General features: G+C 66.5%; 23 protein-coding genes and 1 tRNA gene. 14 read left to right on the top strand and 10 right to left on the bottom strand.

The window, feature by feature from the left end:
* Positions 1-104 precede the first annotated feature (104 nt).
* The gene (locus M8312_RS05895) at positions 105-752 is read left to right on the top strand and encodes a hypothetical protein (protein ID WP_250119446.1); all 648 of its coding nucleotides are present in this window, start codon (positions 105-107) and stop codon (positions 750-752) included.
* Positions 753-1,093: 341 nt separating this feature from the next.
* On the opposite strand, the gene M8312_RS05890 is transcribed toward M8312_RS05895, so the two are convergent.
* The 4 genes from M8312_RS05890 to M8312_RS05875 form a co-directional block, all read right to left on the bottom strand.
* Positions 1,094-1,167: transfer RNA gene (locus M8312_RS05890), tRNA-Gly, on the bottom strand.
* A gap of 120 nt (positions 1,168-1,287) precedes the next feature.
* Entirely contained in the window at positions 1,288-4,014 is a 2,727-nt protein-coding gene (locus tag M8312_RS05885; RefSeq protein ID WP_250119445.1) for a TonB-dependent receptor, read from the bottom strand.
* Between the two features lie 198 nt (positions 4,015-4,212).
* The gene (locus M8312_RS05880; protein ID WP_250119444.1) at positions 4,213-4,875 is read right to left on the bottom strand and encodes a queuosine precursor transporter; all 663 of its coding nucleotides are present in this window, start codon (positions 4,873-4,875) and stop codon (positions 4,213-4,215) included.
* 52 nt (positions 4,876-4,927) lie between these two features.
* Positions 4,928-5,854 carry a cation diffusion facilitator family transporter gene (locus tag M8312_RS05875; RefSeq protein WP_250119443.1) on the bottom strand — a complete coding sequence of 309 codons (927 nt, stop codon included), beginning with the start codon at positions 5,852-5,854 and terminating at the stop codon, positions 4,928-4,930.
* Positions 5,855-5,983: 129 nt separating this feature from the next.
* On the opposite strand from M8312_RS05875, the gene M8312_RS05870 reads away from it, so the two are divergent.
* The 6 genes from M8312_RS05870 (at position 5,984) to M8312_RS05845 (ending at position 10,821) form a co-directional block, all read left to right on the top strand.
* On the top strand, positions 5,984-6,355 hold the full coding sequence (locus tag M8312_RS05870; protein WP_284070205.1) for a PilZ domain-containing protein: 372 nt from the start codon (positions 5,984-5,986) through the stop codon (positions 6,353-6,355).
* 176 nt (positions 6,356-6,531) lie between these two features.
* Positions 6,532-6,831, top strand: coding sequence for a hypothetical protein (locus M8312_RS05865; RefSeq protein WP_250119441.1), 300 nt, complete (start codon positions 6,532-6,534; stop codon positions 6,829-6,831).
* A gap of 129 nt (positions 6,832-6,960) precedes the next feature.
* Positions 6,961-7,947 carry an adenosine kinase gene (locus M8312_RS05860; protein WP_250119440.1) on the top strand — a complete coding sequence of 329 codons (987 nt, stop codon included), beginning with the start codon at positions 6,961-6,963 and terminating at the stop codon, positions 7,945-7,947.
* The gene (locus M8312_RS05855) at positions 7,947-8,516 is read left to right on the top strand and encodes an LOG family protein (protein WP_250119714.1); all 570 of its coding nucleotides are present in this window, start codon (positions 7,947-7,949) and stop codon (positions 8,514-8,516) included. Before M8312_RS05860 ends, M8312_RS05855 begins: the two co-directional genes overlap by 1 nt.
* Before the next feature lie 25 nt (positions 8,517-8,541).
* Positions 8,542-9,825: a NupC/NupG family nucleoside CNT transporter gene (locus M8312_RS05850; protein WP_250119439.1), complete on the top strand. Its 1,284-nt coding sequence runs from the start codon at positions 8,542-8,544 to the stop codon at positions 9,823-9,825.
* A gap of 45 nt (positions 9,826-9,870) precedes the next feature.
* Positions 9,871-10,821 carry an isopenicillin N synthase family dioxygenase gene (locus M8312_RS05845; RefSeq protein WP_250119438.1) on the top strand — a complete coding sequence of 317 codons (951 nt, stop codon included), beginning with the start codon at positions 9,871-9,873 and terminating at the stop codon, positions 10,819-10,821.
* 4 nt (positions 10,822-10,825) lie between these two features.
* On the opposite strand, the gene M8312_RS05840 is transcribed toward M8312_RS05845, so the two are convergent.
* Complete coding sequence (locus tag M8312_RS05840; protein ID WP_250119437.1) at positions 10,826-12,259, bottom strand: MFS transporter; 1,434 nt, start codon at positions 12,257-12,259, stop codon at positions 10,826-10,828.
* Between the two features lie 195 nt (positions 12,260-12,454).
* Between M8312_RS05840 and M8312_RS05835 the strand changes: the two genes are divergently transcribed.
* Together M8312_RS05835 and M8312_RS05830 are read left to right on the top strand one after the other, a co-directional pair.
* Positions 12,455-13,153, top strand: a complete 699-nt coding sequence (locus tag M8312_RS05835; RefSeq protein WP_250119436.1) for a DUF6975 family protein — start codon at positions 12,455-12,457, stop codon at positions 13,151-13,153.
* A 30-nt stretch (positions 13,154-13,183) separates the two neighbouring features.
* Complete coding sequence (locus tag M8312_RS05830) at positions 13,184-14,026, top strand: AAA family ATPase (protein WP_250119435.1); 843 nt, start codon at positions 13,184-13,186, stop codon at positions 14,024-14,026.
* A gap of 36 nt (positions 14,027-14,062) precedes the next feature.
* On the opposite strand, the gene M8312_RS05825 is transcribed toward M8312_RS05830, so the two are convergent.
* The 4 genes from M8312_RS05825 to M8312_RS05810 are packed head-to-tail and all read right to left on the bottom strand — an operon-like array spanning position 14,063 to position 17,661.
* Positions 14,063-14,407 (bottom strand): VOC family protein, encoded by a 345-nt coding sequence (locus M8312_RS05825; RefSeq protein ID WP_250119434.1) that lies wholly within the window; start codon positions 14,405-14,407, stop codon positions 14,063-14,065.
* Between the two features lie 4 nt (positions 14,408-14,411).
* Positions 14,412-15,077 carry a transcriptional repressor LexA gene (lexA, locus tag M8312_RS05820; RefSeq protein WP_250119433.1) on the bottom strand — a complete coding sequence of 222 codons (666 nt, stop codon included), beginning with the start codon at positions 15,075-15,077 and terminating at the stop codon, positions 14,412-14,414.
* A 57-nt stretch (positions 15,078-15,134) separates the two neighbouring features.
* Positions 15,135-15,713 (bottom strand): anthranilate synthase component II, encoded by a 579-nt coding sequence (locus M8312_RS05815; protein ID WP_250119432.1) that lies wholly within the window; start codon positions 15,711-15,713, stop codon positions 15,135-15,137.
* Positions 15,714-15,717: 4 nt separating this feature from the next.
* Positions 15,718-17,661 (bottom strand): peptidyl-prolyl cis-trans isomerase, encoded by a 1,944-nt coding sequence (locus M8312_RS05810; protein ID WP_250119431.1) that lies wholly within the window; start codon positions 17,659-17,661, stop codon positions 15,718-15,720.
* Between the two features lie 117 nt (positions 17,662-17,778).
* Here M8312_RS05810 and tpiA point away from each other — a divergent pair, with 117 nt between their 5' ends.
* From tpiA to trxB, 5 genes are all read left to right on the top strand, one after another.
* On the top strand, positions 17,779-18,528 hold the full coding sequence (gene tpiA / locus M8312_RS05805; RefSeq protein ID WP_250119430.1) for a triose-phosphate isomerase: 750 nt from the start codon (positions 17,779-17,781) through the stop codon (positions 18,526-18,528).
* 109 nt (positions 18,529-18,637) lie between these two features.
* Complete coding sequence (gene secG / locus M8312_RS05800) at positions 18,638-19,057, top strand: preprotein translocase subunit SecG (RefSeq protein ID WP_250119429.1); 420 nt, start codon at positions 18,638-18,640, stop codon at positions 19,055-19,057.
* Positions 19,058-19,140: 83 nt separating this feature from the next.
* Positions 19,141-20,772 (top strand): CTP synthase, encoded by a 1,632-nt coding sequence (gene pyrG / locus M8312_RS05795; RefSeq protein WP_250119428.1) that lies wholly within the window; start codon positions 19,141-19,143, stop codon positions 20,770-20,772.
* Positions 20,773-20,835: 63 nt separating this feature from the next.
* Complete coding sequence (locus M8312_RS05790) at positions 20,836-20,985, top strand: lmo0937 family membrane protein (RefSeq protein WP_250119427.1); 150 nt, start codon at positions 20,836-20,838, stop codon at positions 20,983-20,985.
* Positions 20,986-21,028: 43 nt separating this feature from the next.
* Positions 21,029-21,994 carry a thioredoxin-disulfide reductase gene (trxB, locus tag M8312_RS05785; protein ID WP_250119426.1) on the top strand — a complete coding sequence of 322 codons (966 nt, stop codon included), beginning with the start codon at positions 21,029-21,031 and terminating at the stop codon, positions 21,992-21,994.
* Positions 21,995-21,997: 3 nt separating this feature from the next.
* On the opposite strand, the gene M8312_RS05780 is transcribed toward trxB, so the two are convergent.
* Positions 21,998-22,279 carry an acyl carrier protein gene (locus M8312_RS05780; protein WP_250119425.1) on the bottom strand — a complete coding sequence of 94 codons (282 nt, stop codon included), beginning with the start codon at positions 22,277-22,279 and terminating at the stop codon, positions 21,998-22,000.
* Between the last annotated feature and the right edge of the window lie 47 nt (positions 22,280-22,326).

Here is a 22,326-nt window from a genome sequence, read left to right as displayed (position 1 = left end):
ATGGTTCATGTCGTTGATCGACCGCTCCCGACGCTCCGCTACACGCCGGTCATGGGCATAGCCGTCCTTGAGGAACCATAGCTCTCGCGATCCGCTTGGCACAGATGAAACCTACCGCAGCTCTTTGTGCCATCATGGGGATGGTTGCCGGCTGCAGCGCCCCGTCGGACGAGCCGGCCATTGCGGAGTCTCGTTCCATTGGGCAAGCGCCCAACAGCGCGGAAGACATCGAAACTAATATGAACGTTGCGGCTTCGACAGAGAATGTCGTCACGCCTGCCGTTGCCCGTGTGGAGCCGAGGCTCGCACTCGATCCCGAAGGCCTGCGTTGGTTCATGCCGCAAAACGGCAGTGCTCGTCCGCTTCCATTCGGCTCCGAGCAAGCCGAAGTTCTCAATTCTATTGAGCGCGTCCGTGGCAAGGCCGCAATGGGCACGAACGTAGATTGCGGCGCAGGTCCGGTTCAGTATGCCAGTTGGGCGGACGGCCTTAGCCTCGTGTTCAGGGATGGGAAATTCTCTGGATGGGGGATCGACAGCCGCGCCCGGCGCGCAATCGTCACCGCAGACGGCATCGGCATCGGCACCACACGCGCCGAGCTGGAGGACGCAATCGGTCCGCCGGTGGTCGTCCGCCAGAGTAGCCTTGGCAACGAATTTACTGCCGGAGACTATCACGGCCTGTTCGGCGGGACACAGGCTAATGCCCGCATCACGGACATGTGGGCCGGCGTGAGCTGCGTTGCTCGCTGATGTCCTGCTGATGCACCGTTGTATGATACCGGTGTTCAGCCAGGTCGAAGGCTCCGACTAATAAGATCAATCGGCGGACTATCCTTTGTAGTCCGGCCACAAGAAAGCGTTTGGTCAGCGGACGCTGAATTGTCCGCTTCCGTCCCGTTTCGCTGCGGGCTTGGCAGTCCCGCAGCGTGCATCCGTCAGCACTCGAGGCCCGCAAAACGAGAAACGAGAGCCCCCCAAAAGGCCCCATGTAGCGCGAGACCTCGCGAGAGCGTGAGAGACGATCGCGGAGGCTTCTACTAGAGCGAAACGGAGGCCATTGAGACCCTCCGAAACCACCAGAAGCAAAGGGTTGGAGCGGGTAGCGGGAATCGAACCCGCGCGTTCAGCATGGGAAGCTGACAGGCTACCATTACATCATACCCGCCCATCGTGGGGCCAAGCGCCGAGCGGCCGATTGCCACAGCGGAGCGCATAAGAAAAGGGGCGCCGCGGTCTCCCGCGGCGCCCCTGTTTCCTGTCCGCCCGAGCGAACCCGTCGGTCGGCCTAGAGGCCGACGTTCAGGGTCGCCAGGAAGGTGCGCGGTCCACCGATCGAGAAGTTCGGATTGTCGCCCTGACGGATTTGCGTCGAGATGTTGCCGTAGTAGAACTTGTCCGTGAGATTGGTCACGTTCAGCTGCAGGTAGGTCTTCTTGAAGCCCAGCGGCGCGGCCGAGAGGCGGACGTCAGCGTCGACCAGCGTGTAGGCCGGGGTGCGGACATCGTTCACGTCGGTGGCGAAGCGCGAGCCAACCCGCTTGGCCTGGATGCCGGCCGAGACCCAGCCGAAGTCGACCTCGGCGCGGCTGCCGACCTGCCACTTCGGGGTTTCGGTGACGAACTTGCCGGCGGTGGGGGCGCAGGTCGTGACCGGACCCGAGGCGACCGTCGGGGCAACGCCGTTGCAGTAGAACAGGCCGCTGGGCAGCGCCGTTCCGGCAGCGACGGTGCCGATCAGCACGTCCTGCTTCAGCTTGGCGTTGGTGTAGCTCGCCATGCCGATCAGCGACAGCCAGCGGGTCGCCTTGCCGGCAATGCTGGCGTCGAAGCCGTAGCTCTTCACCTTGCCGACGTTGCGGTCGATGCTGATGCCCTGCTCCTGGTCGAAGGAGGTGACGATCCGGTTCTTGTAGTCGATCTTCCACGCGCTGACCTGCGCCTGGATACGGCTGTTGGTGTAGCGGGCACCGAGGTCGAACGCGTTGGTCGACTCCGGCTGCACATTCACCACCGGCGCGCGGTAAAGGTTGTCGGTACGCGGCGACGAGAAGCCCTTGGCATAGCTGCCGAAGACGCTGACCGCCGGGGTGAAGTTGTAGGTGAAACCCATGTTCGGCAGGATCTTGCCGTACTTGTAGCGGGCTTTGAACGGCGCGTAGACGAAGGTGTACTTGCGCGCGAGCGTGCCAGTCGCCTGCGACGGGATCACGTCACCCGGGTTCACGTAGATCGGGATGGTGAAGTCCGGGGTTCCAGCCGGCTGAGCCGTGATCGTGGTGCCGCGCGCCAGGATGTTCTGGCTGGTGCAGTAGGCAAAGCCATCCGTCGCCTGGATCGGGCAGAAGGTCTGGATGTTGCGGATGAAGAAGGGACGGCGGATGCCGACCTCGACCCGCAGCTTACGATCGAAGAAGCGACCGATATACTGACCCGAGATCTGGTGCAGGATGGCATAGCTCAGGCGGTCACGCTGCTGGAACTTGAAGCCCGAAGCGTCGACCACCTGGCCGGCCTCGCGGCCGCCGAACGGGCTCAGCGGGAAGCCGTTGGCGTCGAGGAAGCCCCACTCACCGGTCTGGCGGTGACGGGCACGGTCGTAGGTGTAAGCGACACGGATGCGCTGGTCGCGGTTGACCTCCCACAGCAGCGAGCTGGTCAGACCGAGGCGGTGCGTGTTGGTGTTGTTCGGCGTGAAGAAGCGGATCGTGTCCGGCTGGGTCGCGGTGCCGCCGAAGTTGCCGTCGCCATTATAGTCGACGCCACCAAGCGTGGTCGCGCCACGAACGCGCTGGCTGGTCTCCGCAATGGTGGTCGAACCGCCGCCGTTGGCCAGCACATACTGATAGCTCGGGTCGACGGTCAGTAGCAGGCCCTGACCAAGCGTGAAGCGAGACGAGCCACGGATGTTGCCGGTGTTCGACGGGTTGATACGCACGCCGTAGAAGTTCGAGCAGCTCGCCGAGTTCAGCGGGTTGTTGGCCGTCGAGCCGTCAATCGCCGGCGCATTGGTGCCCGTGCCGTTCGGACCGGTGCCGCCATTGTCGTTCTGCTGGCCGGGGCCGGGGATCGTGCGATTGCAGCTGGCGAGGTTTTCGAACGCGTTCGGACCACGGCCAAGCAGCGCGTCCTCAACCGCGCCCGACGGCACCAGCAGGGTGAACGGGGTGGTGGAGGTCGGGGCCGCCGGCAGGACAGTGCCGTTCACTGCGCTGTAGATGCCGCGCAGGTCGGTCAGCGACGGGTTGCGATAGAAGTTGTTGCGGTTCTCGTTGTAGTGGCCGGCGAGCGAGATGAAGTCGCCGTTGTTGCCCAGGTCCTGGTAGATGCGGGCGTTGAACTGCTTCTTCTTGATCTGGCCCGGGCCCTTGAACTTGTCGTTGATCGCGCGGCTGGCGCTGATGAACGCGCGGGTGCCCCACGGACCGAACTCACCCGTGTCGAACTCGGCGAACACGCGGCGGTAGTTGAAGTCGCCTACCGAGCCGACCAGGCGCACGCCCATCTTCCGGCTGGGAACGATGGTGCGATAGTTGATGGTGCCGCCGGCGGCCGAAGCGGTCGGCGAGTCGACGTCGGTGACGCCGAGGCCAACGTTGATCTGCTCCACCAGTTCGGGATCGAGCTGCTGGTTGGAGAAGATGGCGTAGTTGCCGCTGTCGTTGAGCGGAACGCCGTCGAAGGTCACGCTGATGCGGTTGCCGTCGAAGCCGCGGATGCGGATGTTACCGCCCGAGCTGCCGTACGGGTCGGAGTTGGTGAAGTTGACGCCGGGGACGAGGTTCAGCGAGTTCAGAAGCGTGTTGCCCGGAACCTGGCGGCTGATGAACTCCTGGTTCACCTGCGCCTTGGCCTTGGTCGTGTCGGGAACGGTGACGCCGTCCACCTGCCGCACGCGCGTGCCGGTGACCGTGATCGTGTTCTCTTCTTCGGTCGCGATCGTACCGGTCGACTGGGCGTAAGCGGCGGTCGGAAAGGCGACCAGCGCGCAGGTGGTGAGCAGCAGCTTTTTCACGAAGAGCATCCCCGAAGATGAATTTGAAAGTCGTCTCGCATCAGCGAGTGCAAGGGGGCCGCTAGGGAAGGTTTAAGACAGCGGGGTGACTTCCAGCAGGAAGCCACCGCATTGCCCTAACACTGTTGCTTTTGAACAACGTCCCCAGCCGCCCCCCGGCGACTCGTGCGCGTCCTACAGCAGTCGTTTATGACTCAATCAAGACTGCGGAGCGTCCAGGCGGCGCCCAAGCCACACGAAAAAGTAGATGAGTGGCGGAACGAGCACAATCGACAGCGTGACCTTGGCGAGCATCTGCCCCAGCAGCAGCTCACCGATCGGAAACACCCCGTAGAAGGCGATCCCGATGAAGATCAGCGTGTCGACGATCTGGCTGAGGCCGGACGCGACGGCCGAGCGCAGCCACAGCAGGCGTGACCCTTCCTGGCCCTTGAGGCGCGTGAAGATGGTAACGTTGAGCAGGGTCGACAGTCCGTAGGCAACGATCCCGCCAAGCCAGATGCGCGGCGTGCCGTTCATCATCGTTTCGAACGCGGACAGGCGAGCCGGGTCCATCGCTGGCGCGGCCGGGACGTTGAGCACCAGAATGGTGAGGGCCAAGCTGACCAGCAGTGGGATGAAGCCCCACAGCACCAGGCGGTTGGCGGTTTCGCGGCCGTGCAGTTCGGCGATGGACGAGCTGGTCACGACCAGCAGCAGGAAGGCGAAGATGCCTGCCTCGACCGCGAGCGGGCCGAGCGCCACCTGCTTGTTGCCGAGCACGCCCGCGATGCAGACCATTCCGCCGTAGAAGATGGAGAGCAAGAAGAGCGAACGGGGGATCGCCGGCGTGGCTGGCGCGGGTTGGGTCACGGGTTCCATGGCGCGGGAGGCGTAACGGCTCCGCCGCCGTACGCAAGGGCAGGCGCGTTCGTCAGTGGTCGTGACGCTCGTGCGCGCAAGGATCGACGGCGTGTTGGCCGGCCACTTCGATCTGGATGGTGGTGTGGTGGATGTCGGCGACCGCGGTGAGGCTGTCGCGCGCTGCCTCCAGCAACTGGTCGCGGTCAGTGGCAGCATGGACGGCAAGCTGCACGGTCAGTGCGGTCTCGGTGGTGCTCAACGGCCAGATGTGGAGATGGTGCACGGATTCGACACCCGGCAGACCGGCGAGGGCGGCCCGGACCTTTGCCGGTTCGATCTTCTTCGGGACCCCGGCCAATGTCAGCAGCACGGATTCCTTGAGCAGGCCCCAGGTCCCCCACAGGATGACGGCGGCCACCAGCAGCGATGCCGCCGGGTCGATCCAGCGCTGGCCGGTCAGCAGGATCAGCAGGCCGGCGACGACCACCGCGGCCGAGACCGCCGCATCGGCCGCCATGTGGAGATAGGCGCCGCGGATGTTGATGTCGTGGTCGCGGCCGCTGGCGAACAGCCAGGCGGTGATGGCGTTGACCGCGATGCCCGCGGCGGCGACCCACATCACGACTCCGCCGTTGGCGCTTTCGGGCTCGAACAGGCGGCGGCCTGCCTCCGCGAAGATCGCGCCAACGGCGAGCAGGAGCAGCAGGGCGTTGAGCAGGGCCGCAAGAATCGACGCCTTCTTGAGACCGAAGCTGTAGCGTTCGGAGGCGCGACGCCGGGCCAGCACCGACGCTCCCCAGGCGATCAGCAGACCAAGGACGTCCGACAGGTTGTGCCCGGCGTCAGCCAGCAGCGCCATCGAGTTGGCGAGGATTCCATAGCCCGTTTCAACCAGGACGAAGCCGAGGTTGAGCAGGATTCCGATCAGGAACGCCCGCCCGAAATCGATCGGGCCGTGCTGATGGTCATCGTCATGATGGTGGTGCGCGCCGGACATCGGGCCTTGCATAGAGGGGCGGACGCTTCGCACAACCTTCCGGCACATTAACTAAGTTCGGCAATCTCTCGCTAACCCAGCCTGCTTACTCCGCATTGACGGGGGCCGTGTCGCGTCGCGAGGTGAAGCATGAATGCCTTCGGAAAAGCATCGGGTGGAGGACGCCGCACGGCGAGCCGCGAAAATGCGCCGTTGCTTGTTCTGATCAGCACGCTGACCCGGACGCTGGAGGCGGTGCTTGTGGACCTGTCGGCCACGGGCGCCAGGCTCACCGGCTGCGAACTGCCGCCGGTCGGCGAAGAGCTTTATTTTTCTGTGCTGAAGCTGAAAACGGTGGCCGTGGTACGCTGGCGCAGCGCGACCGAATGCGGCCTTCAATTCTACGAGCCCTTGCCTCAGGCCGAGGTGACGGAAGTCCGCCGCGCCGTCGCCAAGGGCGCCGGCCTTGATCCAGCGGTCAAGGCCGCGCTCGACGACTGGGTGCTTGGGCTGGCACGTTGATTGTCGACCCCTAACAGGGTTCAAAAAAGCGCGCCATTCAGCGCTAAGTGAACGCCAGCCAGACTCCTGATTAAGATATGTTCAGAGCCAGCGGTTCGTTGCTGCAGCGAATCCAACCTGAGCGTAGGAACGGCGTCGCTGCCGATACAAGCGGCGGCAAAGCTCGGGAGAAGAACATGCGGATCATTCTCGCACTTACCGCCGCCGGCCTCATGTCCACTGGGGCCATCGCGGCTGGCGCGCCCGCCACGCCAGCCCCTGCCAAGGCGGCGGCGCCGGCCAAAGCGGCGCCCGCCAAGGCGCCCGCCAAGAAAGCTGCGCCGCGCCCACTGAGCGGAGCGGCGGCCGCTTCGCACGCGGCCAAGGTCGCCGCGACGCGCTCCTCGGTCGTCACGACCAAGACGGCGACCGGCAAGACGGTGCGCTATGATTGCCGCAAGGCCGGCAATCAGAACAAGAAAGCCTGCGGCAAGTAAGCAGGCTGGGCGGGCGGAGCGCGATCGCTCCGCCCGCGCCATCGCGGTGAGCGGACGAGCAACCGCAACAGCTTATCGGCATCCGGCTTTCTTGACCCTTTTGTGTCAGCCGCTTAACCGCGCCGGCCAATGCCTTCCCACCGCTTCGACGTGCTCGCCATGGGCGACGCCATCGTGGACGTCATCGCGACCTGCGATGACGACTTCCTGCGCACGCACGACTTGCCGAAGGGATCGATGCAGCTGCTCGAGCCCGAGGCCGCGGACCAGCTCTATGCGGCGATGGGCAGCGCCAGGGAAACCAGCGGGGGTTCAGCCGCGAACAGCATGGCCGGGCTGGCGGCGATGGGCGCCCGCGCCGCGTTCATCGGGCAGGTCGCCGGGGATCAGCTCGGCAGCATCTTCGCCCATGACATGCGGGCGCTCGGAGTGGCGTTCGACACGCCGCCAATCGATGCCGGGCTGCCCACCGGGCGCTGCCTGATCCTGGTCACGCCCGACGCGCAGCGGACGATGAACACCTGTCCCGGCGCCTCGCACCGGCTGGCGCCGGACGCGCTGGACGAGGCGCTGATCCGGGACTCGGCGGTGCTGATGCTCGAAGGCTACCTCTTCGGTCCGGAGTTACCGCGCGCGGCCCAGCTCAGGGCAGTGGAGATCGCCCATGCCGCCGGCAACCAGGTGGCATTCACCCTGTCCGAGAGCGTCTGCCTTGCCGGGCGCAAGGACGGCTTCATGGGCCTGATCGAGAGCGGCGGCGTCGACCTTTTGTTCGCCAACCAGGACGAGGTCTGCCAGCTGACCGGCGCCGCGGACCTGGACGGTGCGCTGGCCAGCCTGGGCCGGCATGTGCCGACGCTGATCGTCACCCGCGGCGCGGCCGGAGCGACCGCGGTGGAAGCGGGTGAGCGGACCGACCATCCGGCCGTGCCGGTGCAGCAGCTGGTCGATACCACCGGAGCCGGCGACCTGTTTGCCGCGGGCGTGCTTGCGGCGCGCACGAAGGGCTATGGAATCGACCGGCAGTTGCTGACGGGCGCGATTGCGGCGGCCGAAGTGATCAGCCATTTCGGCGCGCGCCCGCTCGCCGACCTCAAGGAGCTCGTGAAGCTGTGATCCGCCGAGTGGCCGTTTATTGCGGCAGCGCCATGGGCGCCGATCCCGCCTTCGCTGACATGGCCCGTGACCTTGCCGCCGAGATGGTCCAGCGCGGCCTCGGCCTGGTCTATGGCGGCGGCCGGCTCGGGCTGATGGGCATCGTTGCCGACGCGGTTCTGGCCGGCGGCGGCGAGGTGCATGGGGTCATTCCGCAGGCGCTGGTCGACAAGGAAGTGGCCCACACCGGCTGCACCACGCTGCACACGGTGGCCGGAATGCACGAGCGCAAGGCCAAGATGACCGAGCTGTGCGACGGCTTTGTCGCGCTTCCGGGCGGCATCGGCACGTTGGACGAACTGTTCGAGGCGTGGACCTGGAATGCTCTTGGTTACCACGCCAAGCCGTTCTGCCTGCTCGACGTGCATGGCTTCTGGTCGGGGCTGTCGGGCTTCATGGACCATGTCTCGGCCAGCGGGTTCCTGAGCACGGGCCGGCGGGCGCAGCTGCTGGAGGCGACGGCGCCGGCGGAAGCGCTCGACAAGCTGGACGAAGCCGCGCGAAACGCTACGCAGGGCATGGTCTGGTAAGAGCCGGGGGAGGGCTCGCACGAAAATGAATCACCTGTCTGGCCTGCTCGGCGTGGGCGCGATCCTGCTGCTCGCCTTCCTGCTGTCGAGCGACAAGCGCGCGATCCGCCCGCGCGTCGTCGGCGCCGCCTTTGCGCTGCAGGCCGCGATCGCCTTCCTGGTGCTCTATACCCCGTGGGGGCGCGAGGGCATCCTGGGCATGAGCCGGGGCGTGTCCAACCTCCTCGGCTACGCCAACCAGGGTACGGAATTTCTGTTCGGTCCGTCGGCGACCAACCCGCTGGCCAAGACCTTCGCGCTTGGCGCCTTGCCCGTGATCATCTTCTTCGCGGCGCTGGTCTCAATCCTTTACTATCTCGGCATTATGCAGCGGGTGGTGCGCTGGGTCGGCGGCGCGATCGGCTGGATCACTGGCATCGGCCGGGTCGAGGCGCTGGGCAGTGCCGCCAACATCTTCGTCGGCCAGTCGGAAAGCCCGCTGGTCGTGCGGCCCTACCTCGCCGCGCTTCCCCCGGCCAAGATCTTCACCCTGATGACCGTCGGAATGGCCGGCGTAGCGGGCACGATCCTGGCTGCCTACGCCAGCCTGCTCGGACCGCAATATCTGCCGTTCCTGCTGGCGGCCGCCTTCATGTCGGCGCCCGGCGGCATCCTGATGGCCAAGATCATCATGCCGGATCCGGTCGAGCCGGTGGCGGCGCCGACGCCCGAGCTGGCGGTTGCGGAGGCAGGGCCGCCGCACGAGACGATCGAGATCGCCGAGACGTTCGAAGAGGGCGAGAAGCCGGCCAACATCATCATGGCCGCCGCGCAGGGCGCTCAGACTGGCGTCAAGCTGGCGGTGGCCGTCGGCGCGATGGTGCTGGCGTTCGTGGCGCTGGTGGCGCTAGCCAATGGGCTACTGGGCGGCGTCGGCGGCTGGTTCGGCGTTCCGGACCTCAGCTTCCAGCGATTGGTCGGTTACGTCTTCCAGCCGTTCATGTATCTGATCGGCGTGCCGTGGAACGAGGCGGGCGTCGCCGGCGGTCTATTCGGCACCAAGATCGTCCTGAACGAATTCGTCGCCTTCATCGATCTGGGCAACTCCGGCGGTCCGGCCGCGGCGCTATCGGCGCGCAGCCGGGCGATCGTCACCTTCGCGCTGTGCGGATTCGCCAACTTCTCAAGCATCGCCATTCAGATGGCGGTGACCGGCGGGTTGGCGCCAAACCAGCGGCCGGTGATTGCCCGACTGGGGATACGGGCGCTGATCGCCGGAAGCCTCGCCAATCTGATGAGCGCGGCACTGGCCGGGATCATGATGGCTTGATTTCAATCATTTGAAGCCGGGCCTGCTTGGGATTAAGGCCAGGCAATGAGCACTGACCTTTTAACCGCCGACAAGATCGCCTCCGTTTCTCTCGCCGAAGCGGACCGCGACCGTGACGCCTTCGCGCAAGCCCTTGGCCGCAGCTTCGAGGAGTATGGCTTCGCCATCCTTGCCGACCACGGCATCCCCGACGAACTGATCGCGCGTGCGGAGGAGAAGGCCAAGGCGTTCTTCGCCCTGCCGGAGGAGGTGAAGCGCAAATATGCGCTCAGCCATGGCGGCGCCCGCGGATACACGCCGTTCGGCATCGAGACCGCCAAGGGCCACAAGGCGCACGACCTCAAGGAATTCTGGCACGTCGGGCGCGAACTGGCGGCCGGGCACAAGTTCCGCGACGTCATGGACGACAACGTCTGGCCGACCGAGGTGCCGGGCTTCAAGGAGACCTTCCTCGAGCTCTACGACACGTTCGACCGAACCGGCCTGACCGTCCTGTCGGCGATCGCCCGCTACCTCGGCATCGACGAGGACTATTTCCGCGACACGGTGCGCGATGGAAACAGCGTGCTGCGCCTGCTTCACTATCCGCCGCAGACGGAGCCGACCGGCGAGCATATCCGCGCCGGCGCGCACGAGGATATCAACACCATCACCCTGCTGCTCGGCGCCGAGGAAGCGGGCCTGGAGCTACAGACCCGCGATGGCCGCTGGATCCCGGTCAGCCCGCGCCCGGGCGAGCTGGTGATCAACATCGGCGACATGCTTCAGCGGCTGACCAACGGCAAGCTTCGCTCGACCCCGCACCGGGTGGTCAATCCATCGCCGGACCGTGCGAGCAATGCGCGTTACTCCATGCCCTTCTTCCTGCATTTCCGCCCCGACTATATGATCGAGGCGCTGCCCGGCACGGTGCCGGCGGGCGAGGAGCCGAAGTGGCCGCCGATCAGCAGCCACGACTACCTCCTGGAACGCCTGCGCGAGATCAAGCTGGCCTGACGGTTCAGGTCCTGGCGGCGATTCGAGCCTCGTGCTCCGCGCGGCCGAAGGGAAAGCGCAGGTAGGCGAGGGCGGCGCACGTCGCGAGCAGCGCGCCCAGACCCAGATAGATGAGCGTGAGACGGTCGAGGACCGGCACCGGCACGCTGCCCGGGTGCGCCTGCTTCGGGAAACCGGCCGCGGCGAGGAGGACTCCGGCAAGGAAGATGCCGAGGCCGCTAGTGCACTTCTGGACGAAAAAGCCACCGGCGAAGAACAGCCCTTCGTTGCGGCGGCCGGTGGTTGCTTCGCTGTCCTCGACGACGTCGGCCAGCATGGCGCTGCCGAGGATGAAGGTGCTGACGCCGCACCCGGTGCTGAGGATCAGTGACCCCAGTACCATGACCAGGCTGGCGGTGGTCGCCGGCTCCGGAAACCAGCCGATCAGCCGCAGCAGATAGGGCGTGGCTGCCGCGGCGTAGGCCGCAATCGCCATCAGCGCCGCGCCCCTGGCCTTGCCCAGGCGGAGACTGAGAGGCTTGGCGATGGTGAAGGCGACCAGCACGCCGGCGAACAGGGCCACGGCGACGAACAGGAACTCGGCGCCCTTGAACAGCCAGACGTAGCTGTAGAAATAGTTGGACAGCGCGTAGTTGAGGCCCTGGTTGGTGTAGGAACACAGCCCGCCCAGCAGCAGGATCATGAAGCCGCGATTGCGTCCGGCGCTCAGCATCTCCTGGAAGGCGGCTCCTACCCCCGGCGCGACCGCGCCGGCCTGCAGCAGCCGCGGAATTTCGCGGTGCGTGGCAAGCGCGCTCACGAGAATGGCAACGCCCATCGCCAGCGCCCCGGTCAGCGCCATGCCGTGATATCCGGGCCGATAGAGCAGTCCGTTGGGGAAGCCTGGGCGCGGGGCCAGGAAAAGCACGTAGGCGGAGGCCAGCATCAACAGTCCGCCGGCCCAGCCGAACAGATAACGGTAGGCCATGATCCGCGTGCGCTCGTCATAGTCGCTGCTCAACTCCGGCGTGAGCGCAACCGACGGCACTTCGTAGCAGCTGACCGCCGCGCGAACCCCGATGGCGGCCACGAACAGCCAGACGAGCAGTCCGCCCTGGCCTAGCGCCGCGGGCGGGGACCAGAGCAGCATCCAGCCGATCATGATCGGCAGCGCGGCCGCATACATCCAGGGGTGGCGCCGCCCCCAGCGCGAGCGCGTGCGGTCGCTGAGGATGCCGACCATCGGGTCGATGAAGGCATCGAGCACCAGCGCCGCCATGATCACCAGCCCGACGGACGCCGACGGGAGCCCGAGAACCTGATTGTAGAATAAGAGCAGGAAGGTGCCGAAGCCGCTGTCCTTGACCCCGTAGGCGACGGCGCCGAGCCCGTAGGCAAGCAAGACGCCGCGGCCCAGCCGGCGATCGGCGGGTGCCTGCAACGAACGGACGCGCTCCATTGGGTGATGGTGTCGCAAGGCGTTCCGGGGCGCAAGGGGAGGGCAACTGGCCCGGTCCCCGTCCCGTGGCGGCACAGATCGTAACCTGTGCGAACGAGTCGTTACCGGCGTGGTTACGCCGTCTTTACGCCGGATCCTTACGGCTCGCCTCTGATCTAGTGCCAGACGCGCGTGAAGAGGGGTTCAGGAACGGGAATGGCGGCCATGAGTGTGTTGAAAAGCGATGCGGTCCGGGCGCCAATCACCCCGCCAGCGAGCGCCCCGGCCAATGCGCATGCCGCCCGGCTTGCGGCGGCCGGCAGCGCCGGTCACCCGTTCGCGGCCGAGTTGTTGGGCACGCACGGGGTTCCCTCCGGGCGTGATCTCGACGATTGCGTGCACCTGCTCGCCAGCATCTACGGGCGCCAGCCCAGCCCCATCGACCTTGCCCTGCTGCGCGCGCCGGCCGGCCCGGTCCGCAGCTGGCTGAGCGGCGCGGCCGACGCCTTTGAGCGCGAGCGGCTGTTCCTGCTGCGTTTGTCGGCCCTGGTCGGCCCGGCCCCGTCGACCCCCGGTCATGCCGAGACAGAGGCGGCGATGCTTGCCCAGCGTCACGCCCTCGAGACGCTGGCCCAGTCGGAGCGGCAGGGCTGCGCGCTCGGCACCGCGACGGCGCTGGTCAGCGACTGGCGCGCGATCCGCTCCATGCTTGATCAGGCCGCACGGCGCGTCGGCTGCGACGTGCCGCCCGGCGCCTTGCCGGACGAGACTTCGATCGCCGACGTCATTGGAGCGGCGTCGACGTCGGCCAGCACCGATCGTGCGATCCGGTTCGGGGCCGAGCAGCTGTTGCTCCAGCACCGCGCCTTTTTCGACCTGCTGGAAGCGCGCGCCGACGCGCGCGAAGGCTTCTAAACCGACCTGCTTGGCCCTAGGAAGCGCGTCATGCGCTTCGAAGGTACCTCTGAATACGTCGCCACGCCCGACCTCAAGGTCGCCGTCAACGCTGCCGCCACCTTGCGCCGCCCGCTGCTCGTCAAGGGCGAGCCAGGGACGGGCAAGACCGTGCTGGCGGAGGAGATCGCCAAGGCGCTGGGTGCGCCGCTGATCACCTGGAGCATCAAGTCGAGCACCAAGGCGGCGCAGGGCCTGTACGAATATGACGCGGTGGCCCGGCTGCGCGACGGCCAGCTCGGCGACCCGCGGGTGCATGATATCAAGAACTACATCCGGCCCGGCAAATTGTGGGAGGCCTTCACCTCACCGCAGCTGCCGGTGCTGCTGATCGACGAGATCGACAAGGCCGACATCGAGTTTCCCAATGACCTGCTGACCGAACTCGATCGGATGGAGTTCTTCGTCTACGAGACCGGCGAGACCGTGAAGGCGGCGGAGCGCCCGATCGTGGTCATCACCTCGAACAACGAGAAGGAACTGCCCGACGCCTTTCTGCGGCGGTGCTTCTTCCATTATATTTCCTTCCCCGACCGGGCCACGATGGAGCGGATCGTCGACGTGCACTTTCCCGGCATCCAGAAGATCCTGGTCGGGAAAGCGCTGGAGATTTTCTACGACGTCCGGGACGTGCCGGGGCTGAAGAAGAAGCCTTCGACCAGTGAGCTGCTCGACTGGCTCAAGCTGCTGCTGCACGAAGACATGCCCCTCGACGTGCTGCAGGACAGGGACCCGACCAAGGCGATTCCGCCGCTGCACGGCGCGCTGCTCAAGAACGAGCAGGACGTAATGCTGTTCGAGCGGCTGGCGTTCATGGCGCGCCGCAAGGGGTAGTGACGGCTGCTCCTGCCTTGCGCAGGAGCCGGGCGTCTACTTCGTGCTCCAGACGGCGAGTTCGTTGCCGCCCGGATCGATGAAGTGGAAGCGGCGGCCGCCCGGAAAGGCGAAGATCGGCCGGGCGATCACGCCGTTGGCATCGATCACCGACTGGAACGCCGCCTCAAGGTCGTCGACGCGGATAACCGGAAGCGGGCTGGCGAGTGCATCGTCGGGCTGGCCGTTCAACCCGACGTCGGTCGTGCCGGTTCCGGTTGCGCTGTAATCGGGACCATAGTCGGTGAAGGTCCAGCCGAACGCTCTGGTGTAAAAGGCACGCGTCAGTTCGTGGGCCGTCACCGACGGCAATTCAACATAATCGATGCGGGCGTCCTGCATGGCGTCAGTAACGCCGGATCAGGCCGGCGAGGCGGCCCTGGATCCGCACTCGATTCTCCTCATAGCGCTGCGGCGAATAGGCGCCGTTCGCGGGATCAAGGCGGACCATCTTGCCTTCGCGACGGAAGGTCTTGAGGGTCGCTTCCTCGCCATCGATCAGCGCCACGACGATCTCTCCCTCGCGCGCTTGGTCGACCTTGCGGATGAGTGCGAAGTCGCCATCGAGAATGCCTTCGTCGACCATCGAGTCGCCGGAGACCTCCAGCGCATAATGCTCGCCCGGGCCGAGGAGGGCGGCGGGAACAGCGAATTGCTCGGTGCCTTGCAGCGCCTCGATCGGAGTGCCGGCGGCGATCCGGCCGTGCAGGGGAATCTCGATCGTGTCGTTGGCCGGGATACGGACCGGCTTGAGCTCGGGCGCTTTCGCCTCTGTCGCGGCACTGGCCCCACCGGGCTGGTCGGGCATCCGCAGCACCTCGAGGGCGCGGGCGCGATTGGGCAGCCGGCGGATGAACGCCCGTTCTTCAAGTGCGGAGATGAGCCGGTGAACGCCCGACTTGCTCTTGAGCTCGAGCGCTTCGCGCATCTCGTCGAACGAGGGCGAGACACCCGTCTCGCTCACCCGTTCGTGGATGTACTGCAATAGTTCGCGCTGCTTGACCGTCAGCATGCCCGAGGCTCCATCGTGAACAGACAGAGAACGCTTACGGAACGAGGACCTTGCTTGTCAACAGCATATGTCCAGAAAGCGGCTGAGGAGGGCGTGACCATGTTCGCTGGCGACACTCTCCGGGTGGAATTGCACTCCGTGGGCTGGAGCGTTCCGATGCGCGACCGCCTGGATCACGCCGTCCGGTGAATGCGCCGTCGCTTCCAGCTCATCCGGCAGAGTGCCGAGCGCAAGCGAGTGGTAGCGCGTGACGGTGAGTGGGGACGGCAGCCCCTCGAACAGACCGGTGCCGACGTGGCTGACGGGCTCGGCCTTGCCGTGCACTGGCGCGACCCGAATGACCTCCGCTCCGCAGGCGAGGCCAATCGCCTGCAGCCCGAGGCAGACCCCGAGTAGCGGCCTCCGCGCATCGATGCAGGCGCGGGCTAGCGGAACGGAGATGCCGGCATCCTCCGGCCGGCCAGGTCCGGGGCAAAGCAGGATCCCATCGGCGGTGCGCTGCATGGCGTCGGCGACGCTCACGCCATCGCTCTGCACCACGTCGACGGCGCCGCCGAGGGTCAGCAGATAGTCGACCAGCGTGAAGCTGAAGCTGTCGTGATTATCGACCACCAGCAGCCGCACGGCGCGGCGCATGGGCTCAGCCGCCGACGAGCAGACGCTTGCGGGCCTCGGCGATCGCGGCTTCGTTGCGGCTGACGCCAAGCTCCTTCTGCGCGGCGTCGAGGAACTGCACGGCGATCTCTTCGCCCGTCTGCCGGCTCAGGTCGCTTTGCGTCTGGGTAATCAGCCCCGGCTGGCCAAGCGCATCGCCCGGCGTCGTCTTGGCGAGCTGGACGATGAAGAAGCCCTGACCCTGCGGGGCGGCGACCATCCGGCTCTTGCCCGGGGTCAGGCTGAACAGCATCTGCAACGGCGCCGGGACTTGGCCCTGCAGCTGCGCGAGCTGGATCCGCCGCACCTTGAGCGGGGCAGGAGCGGGCGCACCAGTGATACCCTGCTCCTTGATCGCCTGGGCCAGCGGCATTCCGCGAGTGACCTTGGCGAGCACCGCGGTTGCGGCGGCCTTGGCACCATCCTCGGCGCGCTTGGCGAGGAAATCAGCGGCCACTCGATCCCGGATCTGCGCCAGCGGCGCCGGCGTGGCCGGGGTCACCTGACCAAGTGCCAGGACGGCATAGCCCGCATCATTGGCAAGCGTCTCCACCAGCGGATCGTCGCCCGCCTGCATCGAGAAGGCGTCCTTAAGCAGCTGGGTCTTGTACTCGGGCGGAAGCTGGAAAGTCGGCTGCGCCATCGATTGACCATTGGCGACCAGCGGCGGGGTCTGGGTGACCGGCAGCTTGTTGGCCTGGGCGACCTCGTCGAAGGTGCGGTTCTCGCTGATCCCGTCCTCGACCTTGGCGACCAGGTCGGTCAGCGCGCTCTTGCGCTTGTCGACGGCGAGCTTGGCGATGATCTCGGGCCGCGCCTCGGCCAGGCTCTTGCCCGGCTTGCGGTCGATCCGTTCCACCTTGATCACATCGTAGCCGGTGCTCGACTTGATCGGGCCGACCACCGCACCGGCGGGCGCGGCGAAGACGGCCGCGGCGACCTGGGGTCCGGCCAGCGTAGTCAGGTCCGCCCGGCTCTGCGGCCCCAGGCTGACGTCGGCGGCGGAAAAGCCGGCCGGCTGGGCAGCGGCGGCAAAGGTGCCACCCGCCTTGGCTCGAGCGGCCACCTGGTTCGCCTGGTTCTGGTCGGCGATCGAGGCGCGGCTCAGCACCCGGCTCTCACCGCCCGCATAGGTCGCGGCATTCTGCTGATAGTAAGCGGCGATTTCCTGGTCGGTGGGCTGCACGCCGGCGACCGTCTCCGGGCTGATGCGGGCGATGCGCAGCACGCGCTGCTCCGGCACGACGTAGCGATTGCGGTTCTGGGCGTAGAAGGCCTGAAGCTCGGCATCGGTCGGCGCCGCGCCGGCCTTGAATGCCGCGCTTGGGATCACCGCCACCTGGCCTTCGCGCTCCTCAAGCAGCATCGAGGCGTAGGGACGGGCGACGCCCAGCGGCATGCGCATGTTGGCAGCGACCGGCGCCAGCAGCATCCGCTGCAGGAGCAGCACGACCACCTCGTCACGGAGCTGCGCGTCCGTCAGCCGCTGCTGCTGGAGGAACTGGGCATAGGACGCCTCGCTGAACCTGCCGTCGAGCCCGCGCGTGGCGGGGATCTTCACGATTTCGGCGTCGATGGCCTTCTTGGGTGGCATCATGCCATGCGCGATCGCATAGGCCTTGAGCGTCTTGGCCTGGATGAGGCCGTTGACGATCTGCTCGAACTGCGGGGCGAGGTCGGCGTAGGTGGCGTCGGGCTTCTGCTGGCGCAGCTGCGCCAACTGGCGCTGCATGGTCTGCGACAGCTCGGCCTCCGTGACCTGCTCCTTGCCGACCTTGGCGAGCACGCCCTGGTTGAACCCGCCGCTTCCGAACGACTTGAAGTTGTTCACGTCGGCTACAGCGAAGCTGGCGAGCATGATGACCAGGAACAGGATGCCGATGGCGGCGCCGCCCTTGGACTTCGAGAGACGGCGGAAGAAGGACAGCATGAAGGGCGTGGCTCGCGTTGGCGGGAATGGAATTGCCGAGCGCTTTAGAGAGCGGATGGCTTCCCTTCAATATGGCGGGCTTGCTAGGCGCCACGGCGAACAGGGAAGGGAACAGGAATGTCGCGTCGCAAGCTGGTCGCCGGAAACTGGAAGATGCACGGCACCTCGGCCGACCTGGGTGAAGTGCGCGGCATTGCCGAGGCGGCCCGGCGGCTGGACGGGCAGGTGGATGTCGCCCTGTGCGTGCCCGCCACGCTGATCCACCGCGCGGCCGAGGGGGTGCCTGGCTTCGCCATCGGCGCGCAGGACATCCATATGGCGGACAAGGGTGCTCATACGGGCGACATCTGCGCGGCCATGCTTCACGACGCGGGAGCGAGGCTGACCATCGTCGGCCATAGCGAGCGGCGGGATGCGCACCGCGAGGACGACACGACCGTCCGTGCCAAGGCGGAGGCGGCGCTTCGATCGGGGCTGAAGGTCATCCTGTGCGTGGGCGAGAGCGACGCGGAGCGCGACGCGGGGCGAGCGCTCGAAGTGGTGACCGCGCAGCTTCGGGCCAGCCTGCCGTCGGAGGGCGCCACGGCGGTCAATTTCGCCGTCGCCTATGAGCCCATCTGGGCGATCGGGACTGGCAAGGTGCCCGTGACCCATGACATTGCGGAGATGCACGCCGCGCTGCGCGCGACACTCGTCGAGGCGCTCGGCGAGGAGGGAGCGGGCGTGCGGCTGCTTTATGGCGGCTCGGTCAAGGCCAGCAATGCGGCGGAGATCTTTGCCGTCGAGGACGTGGACGGCGCCTTGGTCGGCGGTGCGAGTCTGACGGCCGCCGACTTCGTGCCGATCGTGGAGGCGGCCGCGGCTTAGCCGTGCCAACCCTTACCGGAGCAGGACGAGCAGCCTGCGTTGAAAGTCGGACCATCCGCCGCTAAGTGCCGGCGCGAACCTTCTTCTCCCGAAAGTCAGACCAACCCCCATGTTCACCTTCCTCCTCATCCTCGAAGCGCTGGTTGCACTGGCCCTGTGCACGGTGATCCTGATGCAGCGTTCGGAAGGCGGCGGGCTGGGCGTGGGCGGCAGTTCGGCGGGACTGATGACCGCGCGCGGCGCGGCCGACTTCCTGACCCGGGCGACGGGCATTCTCGGCGCTATGTTCGTGGTCCTGTGCATCGCTCTCGCGGCCTATTCTGGCACCCGTACCAACGGCCAGACGATCGACGCATCGGTCGCGAATCAGGCGGCGCCGATCAGCCCGCTTGAGCCGGGTGGAACCCCGCTGTCGGGTCCGCCGGCCGGTCCCAACACCTCGCCGCCGAACAACGCCGCGCCGGGCAGCCGCGCGCCGGCGATGCAGCCTGCTCAGCCGAGCAACGGTTCGGTCCCGCTCGCTCAGTAAGCGCTCGCGGCCAACAATATTTGCATGCAGCGGCGTGAAGTCGCTTGCCTAGACGCGGCATCAATCCCTAAGGCTCGACTCCCATGGCGCGGTTTATTTTCGTTACCGGCGGCGTGGTCTCCAGCCTCGGCAAGGGTCTCCTTTCGGCAAGTCTCGCAGCACTGCTGCAGGCGCGCGGCTTCAAGTGCCGCATTCGCAAGTTCGACCCCTATCTGAACGTCGATCCGGGGACCATGAGCCCCTATCAGCACGGCGAGGTGTACGTCACCGATGACGGGGCCGAGACCGATCTCGATCTTGGCCACTACGAGCGCTTCACCGGCGTCTCCGCCCGGCAGTCGGACAACATCACGACCGGCCGGATCTATCGCGACATCATCGTTCGCGAACGGCGCGGCGATTATCTCGGCGCGACCGTGCAGGTCATTCCGCACGTCACCAATGCCATCAAGGAATTCGCGGTCGCGGAGACCGACGACGTCGACTTCGTCATCTGCGAGATCGGCGGCACGGTCGGTGATATCGAGAGCCTGCCGTTCATCGAGGCCCTGCGCCAGCTGCGGAACGATCTTGGCCGCGGCAACACGGTCAGTGTCCACACCACCCTGGTGCCCTGGATCAAGGCCGCCGGTGAGCTCAAGACCAAGCCGACCCAGCATAGCGTGCGGGAGATCAGCAGCCTGGGCGTCCAGCCTGACGTGTTGCTGTGCCGTACCGAGATGCCGATCCCCGACAGCGACAAGGCCAAGATCGCGCAATTCTGCAACGTGCCCAAGTCGGCGGTGATCGAGGCGCTCGACGCCCGCTCCATCTACGACGTGCCGCTGGCCTATCATCGCGAAGGCCTCGACGACGAAGTGCTCGCCGCATTCGGGATCACCGACGCGCCGCGGCCCGAGCTGTCGCGCTGGGACGAGATCATGGACCGGCTCGACAATCCCGAGGGCGAGGTGACGATCGGCGTGGTCGGCAAGTATGTCGGACTGCCGGACGCCTACAAATCGCTCCGTGAGGCACTGGTTCACGGCGGCATCGCGAACAGGGTGAAGGTCAACATCAAGTGGCTGGACGCCGAGCTGTTCGAGAAAGGCGAGGACCTTGCTGGTGAGCTCGAGCCGATGCATGCCATCCTGGTCCCCGGCGGCTTTGGCGAACGCGGGTCCGAGGGCAAGATCGCGTCGGTCAAGTTCGCGCGCGAACGCAATGTGCCCTTCTTCGGCATCTGCCTCGGCATGCAGATGGCCTGTATCGAGGGCGCGCGGAACACCGCTGGCATCGCCGCGGCGAGCACCACCGAGTTCGGCGAGACCCCGGAGCCGGTGGTCGGCCTGATCACCGAATGGATGAGCCCCGAAGGCCTGCAGGCGCGCGCGGCCGGCGGCGACCTTGGCGGGACCATGCGGCTTGGCGCTTATGAGGCGAGCCTCGGCGGCAACAGCCGGGTGGCGCAGATCTATGGCGGCACCACCATCTCCGAGCGGCATCGCCACCGCTATGAGGTCAACGCCGCCTACATGCCGGTGTTGGAGAAGGGCGGGCTGGTGTTCAGCGGCATGTCACCCGACGGCCGGCTGCCCGAGATCGTCGAACGGCCGGACCATCCGTGGTTCATCGGCGTGCAGTTCCACCCGGAGCTGAAGAGCCGGCCGTTCGCGCCGCACCCGCTGTTCGCCAGCTTCATCGAAGCCGCGGTGAAGCAGTCGCGGCTGGTCTAGGCCGCGCACGGAACAGGCCTGCGAGGCGACGGTTTCACCTCCACAACAAGGAGGGATCGTCCCATGCTCGCCACCATCGCCATCATCCTCATCGTCCTGTGGCTCGCCGGTTTCCTGGTGTTCCACGTCACGAGCGGCCTCATCCACATCCTGCTGATCATCGGCATCATCGTGCTGGTGCTGCACTTCGTGCGCGGGCGCCGGACGGTCTAGCGCAAGCATTGCCAGCAGGCTTCTCAGCCGCCAAATGAGCGGCATGAGCGACACTGTTTCCAGCCGCATGATCGTCCTCGGTTCAGGCCCCGCCGGCCTGACCGCGGCGATCTATGCCGCCCGTGCCGGGCTGCAGCCCATCGTCATCCAGGGCATCCAGCCGGGTGGCCAGCTGACCACAACCACGGACGTCGAGAATTATCCCGGCTTCCGCGACGTCATCCAGGGCCCCTGGCTGATGGAGGAGATGCAGGCGCAGGCGGAGCATGTCGGCACACGCATGGTGTGGGACCACATCGAAAGCGTCGACCTCAGCCGCCCGCCGTTCCGGCTCAAGGGCGACAGCGGCACGACCTATGTCGCCGACACGCTGGTCATCGCGACCGGGGCGCAGGCCAAGTGGCTCGGCCTGCCGTCCGAAGAGCATATGAAGGGCAAGGGCGCGAGCGCCTGCGCGACCTGTGACGGCTTCTTCTATCGGGGCAAGAAGGTGGCCGTCATCGGCGGCGGCAACACCGCGGTCGAGGAAGCGCTCTACCTCACCAACCACTCGCAGGACGTGACGCTGATTCACCGGCGCGATTCGCTCCGCGCCGAGAAGATCCTGCAGGACCGGCTGTTCGCCAATCCGCATATCAAGATCATCTGGAACGCCGAGGTCGAGGAGTTCCTTGCCGCCGGTGAGCCCGAGACGCTGGTCGGGCTGCGGCTCAAGGACCGGGTCACCGGCGCCGCCCAGGAGTTGAGTGTCGACGGTGCGTTCGTCGCCATCGGCCACAAGCCCGCGACCGAACTGTTCCAGGGCAAGCTGGCTCTCGACGAGGACGGCTATATCGCGGTCGATGTCGGCTCCACCCGCACCAGCGTGCCCGGCGTGTTCGCCTGCGGCGACGTGATGGACAAGATCTACCGCCAGGCGGTCACGGCCGCCGGAACGGGCTGCATGGCGGCGCTGGATGCGGAGAAGTATCTGGCGGCGCAGGAATATCAGGCGCTGGCGGCGGAATAGCCGTCAGCCAGCCATCCGCTCCACGAACCGCCGCAAGGCACCGTAGGTGGTGAAGTCCTCCGCCTCGACGTCGTCGTCCTCGACGGTAACGTCGAACCGCTCCTCGATTCCGGTCAGCAGGTTGGCCACCGCCATCGAGTCGAACTCGGGCAGGGCGCCGAACAGCTCGGTGCCCTCGTCGAACCCGGCCACCCGCGCGGCAGGAATGCCCAATACGTCGCCGAGCAGCGCGCGCAGCGCGAGATCGGTGTCGCCGGAGGACGCGGGAACAGGCTGGGCGGTCATGGCCGCGCCGCCTAGGGGAAGCTTGGCGGCACCGCAAGCCAACGGCT

The organism is Sphingomonas sp. KRR8 (genome assembly GCF_023559245.1).
Lineage (GTDB): Bacteria > Pseudomonadota > Alphaproteobacteria > Sphingomonadales > Sphingomonadaceae > Sphingomicrobium.
Note: the sequence above shows the minus strand (reverse complement) of the source record. Positions and strands in the feature narration are given on the sequence as shown.